The organism is Zhenpiania hominis (assembly GCF_014333425.1).
GTDB classification, from domain to species: domain Bacteria; phylum Bacillota; class Clostridia; order Peptostreptococcales; family Anaerovoracaceae; genus Hominibacterium; species Hominibacterium hominis.
The window spans coordinates 42,283-54,312 of the sequence record NZ_JACRYT010000008.1 but is presented as its reverse complement, the minus strand read 5'-3'; the positions used below and the strand labels follow the sequence as shown (position 1 = coordinate 54,312).

Genomic DNA, 12,030 nt, shown 5'->3' with positions numbered 1-12,030 from the left:
AGCGGAAGATGATGAGAGTCAAATATGTGGTAAAGCTTTCCCTGCTGGCAGTCCTGATGGCTATTTTCTTTGCGGGATGCGGTTCCGGAGGAACCGATGATGCGGGGAGCGGGCAGACGGCAGGATCCACGGATAAAACTGCGGTAATTCTCACTGTAAGCGGAACCCAGGGGGAAAAGGAATATTCTTTGGAACAGCTGGAAGAACTGGGAATGGAAACCTGCAGCTACAGCGGCAGAAATAAGGAAAACAACAACGAGCGGCAGGTGCGGGAGTACACCGGAGTGAAGATTCGGACTCTACTGGAAGACGCGGGGTATGGAAAACCGGGAGAAACAATGAAGGTTATATGCAGCGATGGATATTCCAGAGAATATGAACTGGATAGCCTATATGATCTGTATTTCTTCAACGGTGAAGACGCTAAAAAAGGCGATCCGGTGGAGCCGATGCTGGCAGTGATACAGGAGGGGGAAAGCATGGGAAATGATAAGATCTATCATGCGGACGAAGGAAGCCCTCTGCGGCTGGTATTTGGACAGACCGATTATGATTCTGACTATACGATGGATTTCAACATGCAGGGCTGGGCTTCCTATGTAGAAAAAATTGAGGTCTCAGAGACAAATGAGTAAGATTTTGCAAAGATTCCGCATCTATGATTTCGTGATTATCGCGATCATGGCGGCTCTGGGAATCGCAATAAAGCCGGTTCTGGTACCGCTGGCGCACATTATCAGTGGGCCCCTGATGATTCCCAGCGGAGCTTTTGCGGGAGGACTTTACATGATGTGGCTGGTAGTCGGCTATGGAATTACAGGCAAACCCGGAACTTCCACGCTGATTGCCCTGATACAGGCCTTTCTTGTGATGTTTACCGGGGTCGTCGGTTCCCACGGCGTAATGAGTCTTTTCACTTATCTTTCGCCGGGGATTGTTATGGATCTGCTGCTCCTGCTGATCGGACATCGGGTTTGCTGCCGAGGATGCGCAGTTATTGCCGGAGCTGCGGCGAATGTGACTGGCACAGCGTGTGTGAATATTGTATTTTTTCAGGCGCCGGGCGCATATCTGCTCCTGATTCTTTCCATCGCTGTGCTGTCCGGAGGAATCGGCGGGCTGCTGGCATGGGAACTGTTAAAGGTCCTGCGGAAATATAACCTGACAGGGAAGCGGGAAGGAGGCGTCCTTCCGGCAGGTATCCGGGAAAAGGAACAGCAATGATACAACAGAGAAAGTTGAAAATAAAAGGAATCTATCTGCTGATAGGGTTTATGCTGCTATGCCTGATTGCGGGAATTGCCGCATGGTGGAATCTCTCTCAGCAGGATCATCAGGCTGACGGTTATTCCGTTGCGGTCGCGAGAAACGGGGAGACGGTCAAAACGTTTACCCTGAAAGAAATTGAAAATATGCCGTATAAAAAACTTTACGCCAAACTGCAGTCCGCGCAGCATGAAAACGCGGAGGGAACCTTTCGCGGACCGGAATTGCGGGATGTGCTGAACCGGGCGGATAAACGCCTGCTGAAAGAGTGCAGAACCTTTATTTGTGTCGCGGGGGACGGATATTCTTCCGCGTTGTCCCGGGAGGAGATACAGCAAAAGGACTATGCGATTGTGGCATATGAAAAGGATGGTAAGCCCTTTGAACATTTTAATGAAGGAGGTGAGGGCCCGATGAGGATGCTTGTGGCGGGGGACAGTTTTGGAAACCGGAGCACAAAATTCCTTGTCAGAATTGAATGTAGAGAATAATGGGGCAAAACGCGCCCGAGTAAAGTGATTAAGATATAAGAAATAAAACTGATTTTAGGAGGAATTATGAACACAGTGACGAAAATACGGAGTAGAGTTATTGCGGCGTTTGTGGCGGCGGCCATGCTGCTGTCCTGCTTCAGCTTTACACAGGCGGACAGCCATGCGGCTTCCGCGGCAAAGCAGCCGTACGAAGAAGGCGATAATATTAGCAATGCGGTATTTTACATCGCGGTAGACGGGGACGGAAACGGCAAAGTGACCGATGAAGCGGACGCGGTTTATTATTACAGCTATGATGAGATTAAAAACGCAGGCGAAGAAGTGGCGTACCATTATGGAAATCACGGAGCAGGCGAGACGGCGAATGTAAAAGGCGCGAAACTTTCAACCCTGCTGGACAACCTGCAGGGCGTTGAAATTGGAGAAGATTGGATTATTCAGTATATGGAAGAAGATGCTTATCACGCAACAGCTCCTTCCTATCAGGATACAGTAAAGGGTCTGACAGATGAGAACGGAGATGGAAACGGCTCCGACGCGGGAATCGCAGCGGAAACGATTATTGGATATGCATGCAAGACCTTGTACGATGTACCGGACGCCAATAATGTGAATGAAACAGAATATACTCCGTTTTTAGACTATGAAAGAGAAGCTTCCTATGTTAGGGCATACCGTCAGACGAACAGCGCAAATTCTTCTGTACTTAAGCTGTTAAAGGGCGTTGTGGTGAGCAATAACGAGAGAGAGGATGGTGCTCCGCTTCCAAGCGGAAAATCCGGATATCAGTTGAAGAGCGTTAACGCCTCTGGTACGGAAATTGCGGACGTACATGAAGTTGTTGGGCTGTTGGAGGGTATGGCTTGGTCGGCAACTCCGAATGTAGATGTACCGTGGGCAAAGCTGGATGACGATGCGTCCAAGGTGATTATAATCGGATCCGACGCGGCACAGGAAGTGTTGTTTCAGTTTGTGGAAACACCGTTCTTCTCCATTACCAAGGCCGGACAGACGAAAAACTATATCCGTTCCGAGCTGGCGGGAGTGATGGAATATCCCGATCAGAAGACCTCCGGATATGAGTACATCGGCTATAACAAACCCATGTATGTCCGTTACCATGGCGTATGGCTCAAAGATCTGGTAGGAACGCTGGGCGCGGGAGAACAGGCCTTTGTAACCGATAGCAAGGGTCAGAAAGTCAATATTACTTCCAGACTGGATGACTTCTTTGTGGCGTGCTACTATGAACAGTCCAAGAGAAGCACCAACATCAGTAATGCAAAACGTGTTCCACTGAACTACAATTATGCGGTGCTGGTGGATACAGCAAGCGCGCCGATCGAATATTCAAATAATGATAGCGACTACGAAACCGCGTCCGGCAAGGAGCCGACTGTTTATCAAGATGCGAAGGTTATGGTTGAAGCAGCGGCCGCGCCTGTAAATGTTACTGGGCTGTCTGTAAAGCTGTCCAAGTATAACAGGATTCGGGCTTCCTGGACAGCAGTGGCAGGCGCCAGCGGATACACCGTTTATTATAAAGCGGGAAAAGGAAGCTGGAGAAATAAAAATGTAAACACAACATCTACGACTTTGACCGGACTGAAAAAAGGGACGGTTTATGCGGTACGGGTAAAAGCTTATAAAAAGGTTGGAACCACTACACTTTACAGTGCCGGATATAGCGCCCAGAAAAGTGCTACAACGCTGAAAGCGCCGATTTTGCGGGTGAAGAAAAGCAAAAAACGGGCCAGCATTCGGATTCAGAACATCAAAGGCGAGTCTGGCTATCAGATCTACCAGAAGATCGGGAGAAAAGGAAAGTACAGACAGGTCAAGAGGCTGAAGGCCAACCGGACTTCCTGGAAGAGCAAAACTCTGAAGAGGAACAAGAATTACTATTATAAAGTACGCGCCTATAAGACGGTAGACGGAAAAAGGATCCATAGTCCGTGGTCAAAAGTGAAAAAAATAAAGAGATAAAATAAGGAATCCGTACTGAAGGAACAGCCGATGAATATTCATCGGCTCTTTCAGTCAGAAAGAGAGGCAGGTATGCGAATTTACGCAAAGCGGCGCAATATCAGTATCGCCGTAATTCTGGTGGTTTTGTTGCTGACCGGATTGTTTGATACGCAAGGCATTTATGGTGCTGAGTCAGGCGGAGGGCAAAAGCTGGGGCTTCTGGTTACTGGAAAAACGGTGAAAGGTAGCGATGGATTTCAGAAAAATATGATTGTCCTTACAGAAGAGGAGCTTGAAACATTAAAAGATGATAGAAATCCGAATGCATATGGCCTTGGCGATAGCTGGGTAGAGAATCAATTTTTCTCTTCTTACGATAACCATGGCGAAGGGGGATTTCATTATTCCATCGTCAATGGTTTGGATGTAAAAAAAGTCCTTCAAGAAGTGAATGGAAGTGATTTTTCAAATCTGAAGACATTTTCTATTTATTCCGCAGACTCCTACAGCACCAAGCTCAGCTTTGAACAACTGGAACACATGAAATACTTTGCGCCGGGAGATACAACAGGTACAGTGTCCCCTTCCCCGGTAATTGCGCTTTATAAAACAACGATCGGTGCCGAAGATGAGTTTTCCGGCACGGTTCCTGAGACAGGGACCGCGGAAAAGCTTGCGGCGGGGGAAGAAACCTTTGTTTATGGGCAGCAGCATGTAAGAGATGATAATAATTGTCATTTTATTAAAATGACGAATACATTGATTGCGGGCGACCTGGTGACATTGATTAAAACAAATAATGATCGATATAAAACCGTTCGTCTGCATGAAATTCTAAATTGGGGCATATTCGAAAAAGACTATACATTCCAGTCTGAAGAGGGTAACGTAACCCATCGCCTGAAGGGTATTCCGCTGAAACTTATGTTGGAAAAAATGGATCTGATAAAGTATATGCCGGATTACGCGGATACCGAGGTTCGCCTGATATCCGAAGACGGTACTTTTAAAACTATTGAGAAAGAACGCGTCGAGGAGTGTTTCGTCGCGTGGGGATACGCGGACGATACAGTAACCCCGGAAAAACAGACGGGGGAAGTGGCGGTTTATGTATCGGGAACTACACAGGACGAATCGATTGTATACAATTTGAACAGAATTAATATTACAGATCCGGAAGGCAATGTTCTGACCGCGGTTCCGGAAAATCCGGAACCGGATAAACCGACGCCAACTCCCGAACCAAGCCCGGCGCCTGTTGTAACAACCCCTGCCGCCCCGGCTTCTGTAAAGGCGGTAAAACATAGCTACAACAGTGTAAAACTGACATGGAGCAGAGTGGCTGGAGCGGATGGCTACAGAATTTACCGCTATGACAGTAAAACAAAGAACTGGAAGCTAGTGAAAAAAGTGGGAGCGTCAACCGTTTCCATGACTGACAGAGGCCTTGTCACAAACAAGAAGTACCGCTACAAGGTGAGAAGCTTTAAAAACGTGGAAGGCAGAGAACGGATCAGTGCTTACTCAAAGGAAACCGCGGCAGCGCCCAAGCTGAATAAAGGAAAAATCCGCAAGCTTTCAAAGCGCGGAAAAGGCGCGGTAAAGATTCGGTGGACGAGGGTTTCCGGTTCCAGGGGATATCAAATCTACAGAGCCCAGAAAAAATCCGGAAAGTACAAAAGAGTCAAGACTATTCGCAGGGGAGCACAGACATCCTGTATCAATAAAAAATTGAAACGGGGAAAAACCTACTATTATAAAGTACGAGCTTACCGAATTATAAATGGTAAAAAAGCGTACGGAAGTTTCTCCGCAGTGAAGAAAATCAGACGATGAAAGAAGAAAAAACAATCCTTCAGGTTCGGGACTTATCCTTTTTTTATGAGTCCGATCCGGAGAGGGAAATTCTGTCGGGAATCACTTTTTCTATTTTCCCGAAGTCCATTACTGCGGTGATTGGACTTTCCGGCTGTGGGAAAAGCACACTTTGTCAGATTCTGTGCGGTATTATTCCCCAGTGTATAGCGGGAACCATAACTGGAGAGGTGCGAGTTGCGGAACTGGATCCACGAACAGAACCGCTCAGTCAGATGGCCGTAACGATCGGCTATATGATGCAGGATCCGGATCGACAGCTCTTTGCCTCTACCGTGGAAGATGAATTGGCCTTTGGACCGGAAAACCTTATGCTGCCGCCAGGAGAAATCCGCAGACGGGTAGATGAGGTAATGGATCTTTTAGAAATCCGCCATCTGGCCCTGAAAAACCCCGGACGGCTTTCCGGAGGCCAAAAGCAGTTGGTGGCTGCCGGAGCTCTGCTGACTATGGAGCCGGATATTCTGATTATGGACGAGCCGGTCAGCCATGTAGATGCGCAGGGGAGAAAGATTGTTCTCGGATTGATGAAAAAACTGAGAGCGACGGGAAAAACGCTTCTTGTTGTGGAACATGACTATGAGCAACTGGATTTCGCGGATCAATGGCTCGTTATAGAAAATGGAAGGCTCCGGGACTTTGGAGCACCGGAAGAGATCCGGAAAAAAGGGGGACTGTTGTGAATCTGGAAGTAAGCAAGATTACATTCCGATATCAGAAGAAAGAGCCTGCTGTACTGGAGGCTTTTTCTGCTGTTTTTGAAAAAGGAGAAACCGTGGCAGTACTGGGGCCGAACGGGACGGGAAAGACAACTCTGGGCAAGCTGATCATGGGAATTTTACAGCCGCAGGAGGGCAGCATTTTTTTAGAGGGAGAAGATATGAAGAGTTGGTCTTTGGCGGAAAGAGGCAGAAAAATCGGCTACGTTATGCAAAATCCAGCCCGTCAGATTTTTTCTACGACAGTGCGCGAAGAGATCGCCTATGGACTGGAGGCTGCGGGGATGGAGCAGGAAACGATTCGCGAAAAAAGCCGGGAATACCTGGAGCTCATGGAACTTTCCGGTTATGAAGAAGCATTCCCTTTCCATTTGAGTTGTGGAGAAAAACAGCGCTTGGTACTGGCTTCTGTCCTTGCCATGGAGCCGGATTATCTGCTGCTGGACGAGCCTACCAGCAGTTTGGATCAAAAGCGGAGACGGCAGCTTGGCGATTGTCTGGAGCGAGTCCGGAACGCGCGCGGTTGCGGTATTATTCTGATTAGCCATGATATGGAATTTGTGCGAAAACATGCCTGCCGGCGTATTTTTCTGGGAGGCAGGAATCCGGGAGTCGGTGAATCGGGAGGTGACGAATATGTTTAGCCTTGCGGCACTGGATCCGCGCACAAAAATGGTGATGATTGCGGCGATTTCCACAGCGGCGATGGCGGTGGAAAATTTGCGTTTTCTCCTGGGCCTTCTACTTTTTACATCCGCGCTTCTGGCGGCTGGCAAAGTGGGATTCCGGCAGCAACTGAAGCAGGCGCGCATGGCAGTAGGAATGGTCGTATTTTTATTCCTGCTGCAGGCTTTGTTCGGACAGATGGAACTGGGAGCGGCACTCAGTATCCGGTTATTGATTATAATTGTGTCCGCGCTGATCCTGTTGACCGGGGCCCCGAGAGATTATCTTCTGGGACTGGTTCAATGGAAAATTCCTTATGAAATCGCCTATATGGTCATCATCGGGCTGCATTTTTTCCCGATTTTGAGGGAGGAAGCGATGGATGTTTACTACAGTATTCAACTGCGGGGTATGGAAATAAAAAAAGCTTCCATTGCGGCAAAGCTGCGCGTGTATTTGAAAATATCACTTCCGATCTTAGCGGGGGCGATGGAAAGGGCAAAGGATATGTCCATCTCCATGGAAGCGCGGGCGTTTCGGGCGTATCCAAAACGGACGTATATGCGAAAATTAAAATTAAAAGCAAGAGACCTTATCTGTATGACAATGTTCCCCCTTCTAGCGGCGGTATTCATTCTGACCGGATGTATGGCAGGAACCGGAACGGGAGACCATATGACAACCGAAACCTCCAGGCAGGAAGACAGGGCGGTAGCGTCCCAGATCCTACTATCTCAGACGGAAAATCCACAATCTTCTCAGGCGGTCAGTTGGTATAGCTGCCGAAAGGAAACAGGGCTTGTCCATTATGGAATCAAAAACACAAATTGCGAAGCACGGGCTGAGCGAACGAAAATACGAGAGGGGGAGTATTACCGGTATAAAGCGGTTCTTACAGGTTTGCGGCCGGACACAACTTATCAGTACTGTGTGGGAAACGGGCAAAGCTGGAGTAAGGTCCGATCTTTTACAACTGCCGGAAAGGGAAATTTTTCCTTTTTGTTCATGGGAGATATCCAGTATCAGGTGCGAGAGCGGGATTATGAAACCTGGGGAACGCTACTGCGCCGGGCCTGCAGGGAGCATCCTGATATCAATTTTGGAATCCTTTCCGGAGATATGGTGGAAAAAAGCGCGGATATCCAGGACTGGTCGGCTTTTTTTAATCAGAGCCAGTCGGTATTTTCTCGAATCCCCCTGGCGGCGGTGCCGGGAAACCATGAAACTTCCATTATCCCCTATACCTATCTTCAAATGCTGCCTCAGCCGGAAAACAGTCCTCTGCCCGGGGAAGTCTATTCCTTTGATTACGGGGATTGCCATTTTTTAATGCTTAATAGCTGTCTGTTTATGGAAGAGCGGATCCGGGATATGGGAAAAAAACGGTGGCAGGAAATGATAGAACAATTGCGGCAGTGGATAAGAACCGATCTTTCTCACAGCAGCGCAAAATGGAAAATTGCCGTTATGCATCATCCGCCGTATCCGATCACGGAAGATGATCCCATTTACTCTCGTATCCGCAAAAATTGGATTCCAGTGCTGAGTGAAGGCGGTGTTGCTTGCATCCTGTGCGGGCACCAGCATGTGTATATGAGAACGAAAGAACAGAATGGAATCACTTGTATTATGGGAAATTCTGGGCAAAAACAAAGCTACTACGATAAAAAGGGAGAACCCCTTAGCGAATATATTGAAAAAATGGAAGCAAGGACAGGGACATATCAGGTTATATCGGTTTCAGAAAATAATTTAAAAGTGGAAGCTTTTGATGAAAATGGGGTGCGATTCGATGTCTGGGAACTGCCAAAGCTGTAAGTGCGGAGCCTCAGCTAAAACGGCGTTCAAACAGATGCTTCCGGCTCATCCCTTTCTGTCAACTGCCCTGCCTGCTGTTTCTCCCGCCTCTGCGTCGCTTCCTTGAAAAGAATATAGGCGGTGGAAGCAACCGGCACGCTAAGCAGCATTCCGAAAGGGCCGCTGATGCCCCCACCTACAGTTACCGCCGCTAATATCCACATGCCGGGAAGATTTACCCTGCTGCCCATAACCCGTGGATAGATGAGGTTTCCTTCGATTTGTTGTAAAATGAGGAAAAATATTACAAAAATTACAGCTTTCACAGGCTCGACCGTTAAGATCATAAACGCCCCCACAATCGTCCCGATAAATGCCCCGACTACAGGAATCAGCGCGGTTACGCCAACCAGCGCTCCCACCATTGGAGCATATGGTATTTGCAGCGCCAGCATACCGATGGCGCATAGCGATCCGAGAATGACCGCTTCCAAAGACTGGCCGGAAATGAAATTCCGGAAGGTTACATTGGCGACCGAAGACGCGTGGATTAACCATTCGCCGAAGCCTTTCGGCAGCCAGGCCCGGATTAAACGGCAGGCCTGCCGCTTTAATTTATCCTTGCTAAAGAGGATGTAAATCGCGAACACAAAGGCGATAAAGAAGTCAAAGATGCCGCCTACTAATGAGGTTACGGTACCGAAAGCGGTATTGACAATCGCTCCGCCTTCATCCTTAAGCCAGTTTTGGATAGAAGAAAGGACGTAGTCCCAGTCAATACTCAAAAGCGCGTCGCCGAACGGAAGCTGGGAAAGTTCCGCTCCGGTCATCGAGTTCAATTCATTTATGAAACCCATGACGCCTTGAGCAATCACGTTAAGCGCGTTGAATAATTCCGGAATTACGAGCCAGACAACGCCGACAAAAACCGCGAGTATAATGATAAGAGCCAGCAAAAAAGATACTGGTCTTCGCAATTTCTGAAGAAGCGGTTTTTTTGTATTTTTCCAGAAATGCGATTCAAAGAAACCCATAGGCACATTTAAGATGACCGCTATGGCAAATCCAATCAAAAGAGGCGCTATCAGGCTGATACACCAGGATAGAGCATTCGCCACCGCGCCGATGTTCTGCACACCTAAAAATATTAAAATGCACGCGGTCACAACGCCAATGAGCCATTTTGCTGTTTTTTTTCTTTTCTCAGGGGTAAAATCCATTTATTCTTCTGCCTTTCCGACGCTGTTTTCCATAAAACAGCTTTGATCTGACTAGGATAATCTCCTTACTTTTATAACTATAACATGACCCCTGTGGAATTTACAACCGTCAGTTTGTAAGCGCGGCAGCCGCCTTTTCCTAAATACTCCAATTTATCCGACAGCGCGAACTCCGGAAAACCCCCCGGCCCGTCCTTGCGCCGATAGAGAGAAAATGATAAAATAAATTGTCAGACATAACAGTTTTTTGATGTGAATGAGAGGGGGACTGTCCACTTGAACAGTAAAAAGTATAAAGACGTTTTTTATCAATTCCGATATATAAGCGATCTGAAAGACATGCTGAATACCAGCGCGGAGCTCTTCGCGAAAGAACCGGCCTACCTTGTCAAGGATACTCCGGGCGGACCGTACAGACCGGTGCTCTACGAGAAGGTAAAACAGGACGTAGACGCGCTGGGAACAAGGCTGCTGGATTTGGGATTAAAAGGGAAGAAGATCGCGGTCATCGGTGAAAACAGTTATAAATGGGTCGTATCCTATCTGGGAACCGTAAACGGAACGGGAGTCGTCGTTCCTCTGGATAAGGAACTTCCGCCAAAAGAAATCGCGAATCTTATAAAACGCGCGGGAGCAGACGCGATTATTTATTCGTCAAAAATGAAGGAGACGGTTGATTCCGCTCTGGCTGAGACGGAAGGCGTTTCCTGCCGAATCAATATGGCACTGGAGCGGCACCAAGATGGAGAGTTTTCGTTTGATCAGCTGCTGGAAGAAGGTATGGAACTGCTGGAACAGGGAGAGCGGGCATTTCTGGACGCGGCCATTGATCGGGAAGCTCTTTGCACGCTGTTGTTCACATCAGGAACGACAGGACTTGCCAAAGGCGTCATGCTCTCTCACAAGAATATTTCGGCAAATGTCTATAATATGTCTAAATACGTGAAGATCCGCAAGCCGGGAGTCGGATTATCCGTGCTCCCGATGCATCATTCCTATGAGATGACATGCCACATCTTTACGGGTCTGTATCAGGGAATGTGCGTTGCTATCTGTGAGGGTCTCAGATATATTCAGAAAAACCTGAAAGAGTCGCGGGCGACGGTAATGCTGGGAGTGCCGTTGGTATTTGAATCCATGCACAAGAAGGTATGGAAACAGGCGGAGTCCTCCGGTAAAGCGGATACAATGCGGCGGATGGTCAAGCTGTCTAAAAAATTGAAGCTGTATAACAAGCCGAAAGTAGTTCGGAGCGTCTTTTCTCAGCTGCATCACAGTATCGGCGGCCATATGGCACTGTTTATCGCGGGTGGAGCGGCAATCAATCCGGAGGTAATCCGGGACTACGAAGCGATGGGCATTCCCATGATACAAGGCTACGGCATGACGGAAAACGCGCCGATTATCGCGGTTAACCGGGATCAGTACAGCAAAGCGGATTCCGTTGGAAAGCCGATGCCCGGAACGGAGGTGCGGATCGCGAATCCGGATAAAGATGGAATTGGCGAGATTATATGCAGAGGGCCTTCCGTCATGATCGGCTACTATGACGATCCGGAGGCTACAGCGGAAGTCCTGAAGAACGGCTGGCTGTATACTGGCGATTACGGGCGGTTTGACGAAGAAGGCTTCCTTTATGTGTGCGGCAGGAAGAAAAATGTAATTGTTACCAAAAACGGAAAAAACATTTTCCCGGAAGAAGTGGAATACTATCTGCTGCAGAGCAAATACATTGAAGAAACAATCGTGTACGGCACGGTAGACAAACGGAGCGGAGATACGGTTGTTCGAGCGGAAATTTTCCCTGATTTTGAGGCGATTCGCGAGGATTTTGGCGAGATGAGCGAAGAGCGGGTTCATGATTTTCTGAAGACGGTCATTGAAGAAGCCAATGAGCAGATGCCCGCTTATAAACGGGTCAAACGGTTTGCTGTTCGCAACGAAGAGTTTGAAAAAACGACAACCAGAAAAATCAAGAGATATAAACAGATTCCCAGGGAAGATTGATTTGGGAGAGAGGAAAGG

General features: G+C 48.0%; 10 protein-coding genes. 9 read left to right on the top strand and 1 reads right to left on the bottom strand.

What is annotated here, in order from left to right; genetic code table 11:
• The first annotated feature begins 8 nt into the window (after positions 1 to 8).
• From H9L42_RS08960 to H9L42_RS08925, 8 genes are all read left to right on the top strand, one after another.
• The gene (locus tag H9L42_RS08960) at positions 9 to 635 is read left to right on the top strand and encodes a molybdopterin-binding protein (protein WP_187303062.1); all 627 of its coding nucleotides are present in this window, start codon (positions 9 to 11) and stop codon (positions 633 to 635) included.
• Complete coding sequence (locus tag H9L42_RS08955; RefSeq protein WP_187303061.1) at positions 628 to 1,224, top strand: ECF transporter S component; 597 nt, start codon at positions 628 to 630, stop codon at positions 1,222 to 1,224. Before H9L42_RS08960 ends, H9L42_RS08955 begins: the two co-directional genes overlap by 8 nt.
• Positions 1,221 to 1,757 (top strand): molybdopterin-dependent oxidoreductase, encoded by a 537-nt coding sequence (locus H9L42_RS08950; protein WP_187303060.1) that lies wholly within the window; start codon positions 1,221 to 1,223, stop codon positions 1,755 to 1,757. The genes H9L42_RS08955 and H9L42_RS08950 overlap by 4 nt, the downstream gene beginning before the upstream one ends.
• A gap of 66 nt (positions 1,758 to 1,823) precedes the next feature.
• Positions 1,824 to 3,746 (top strand): fibronectin type III domain-containing protein, encoded by a 1,923-nt coding sequence (locus H9L42_RS08945; protein WP_187303059.1) that lies wholly within the window; start codon positions 1,824 to 1,826, stop codon positions 3,744 to 3,746.
• Between the two features lie 72 nt (positions 3,747 to 3,818).
• Complete coding sequence (locus tag H9L42_RS08940; RefSeq protein WP_187303058.1) at positions 3,819 to 5,564, top strand: fibronectin type III domain-containing protein; 1,746 nt, start codon at positions 3,819 to 3,821, stop codon at positions 5,562 to 5,564.
• Positions 5,561 to 6,286, top strand: coding sequence for an energy-coupling factor ABC transporter ATP-binding protein (locus H9L42_RS08935; RefSeq protein ID WP_187303057.1), 726 nt, complete (start codon positions 5,561 to 5,563; stop codon positions 6,284 to 6,286). Before H9L42_RS08940 ends, H9L42_RS08935 begins: the two co-directional genes overlap by 4 nt.
• A complete protein-coding gene (locus tag H9L42_RS08930) occupies positions 6,283 to 6,966 on the top strand; it encodes an ATP-binding cassette domain-containing protein (RefSeq protein ID WP_187303056.1) in 684 nt (227 codons plus the stop codon). Before H9L42_RS08935 ends, H9L42_RS08930 begins: the two co-directional genes overlap by 4 nt.
• Positions 6,959 to 8,806 carry a CbiQ family ECF transporter T component gene (locus tag H9L42_RS08925; protein WP_187303055.1) on the top strand — a complete coding sequence of 616 codons (1,848 nt, stop codon included), beginning with the start codon at positions 6,959 to 6,961 and terminating at the stop codon, positions 8,804 to 8,806. Before H9L42_RS08930 ends, H9L42_RS08925 begins: the two co-directional genes overlap by 8 nt.
• A gap of 26 nt (positions 8,807 to 8,832) precedes the next feature.
• On the opposite strand, the gene H9L42_RS08920 is transcribed toward H9L42_RS08925, so the two are convergent.
• Positions 8,833 to 10,005 carry an AI-2E family transporter gene (locus H9L42_RS08920; protein WP_187303054.1) on the bottom strand — a complete coding sequence of 391 codons (1,173 nt, stop codon included), beginning with the start codon at positions 10,003 to 10,005 and terminating at the stop codon, positions 8,833 to 8,835.
• 276 nt (positions 10,006 to 10,281) lie between these two features.
• Here H9L42_RS08920 and H9L42_RS08915 point away from each other — a divergent pair, with 276 nt between their 5' ends.
• Positions 10,282 to 12,012: an AMP-dependent synthetase/ligase gene (locus H9L42_RS08915; RefSeq protein ID WP_243235725.1), complete on the top strand. Its 1,731-nt coding sequence runs from the start codon at positions 10,282 to 10,284 to the stop codon at positions 12,010 to 12,012.
• The last annotated feature ends 18 nt before the right edge of the window (positions 12,013 to 12,030 follow it).

Coding starts and splice junctions, on each gene's coding strand:
- H9L42_RS08920 (WP_187303054.1), bottom strand. CDS start 10,005: ATGGATTTTACCCCTGAGAAAAGAAAAAAAACAGCAAAATGGCTCATT.
- H9L42_RS08935 (WP_187303057.1), top strand. CDS start 5,561: ATGAAAGAAGAAAAAACAATCCTTCAGGTTCGGGACTTATCCTTTTTT.
- H9L42_RS08960 (WP_187303062.1), top strand. CDS start 9: ATGATGAGAGTCAAATATGTGGTAAAGCTTTCCCTGCTGGCAGTCCTG.
- H9L42_RS08955 (WP_187303061.1), top strand. CDS start 628: ATGAGTAAGATTTTGCAAAGATTCCGCATCTATGATTTCGTGATTATC.
- H9L42_RS08950 (WP_187303060.1), top strand. CDS start 1,221: ATGATACAACAGAGAAAGTTGAAAATAAAAGGAATCTATCTGCTGATA.
- H9L42_RS08940 (WP_187303058.1), top strand. CDS start 3,819: ATGCGAATTTACGCAAAGCGGCGCAATATCAGTATCGCCGTAATTCTG.
- H9L42_RS08945 (WP_187303059.1), top strand. CDS start 1,824: ATGAACACAGTGACGAAAATACGGAGTAGAGTTATTGCGGCGTTTGTG.
- H9L42_RS08925 (WP_187303055.1), top strand. CDS start 6,959: ATGTTTAGCCTTGCGGCACTGGATCCGCGCACAAAAATGGTGATGATT.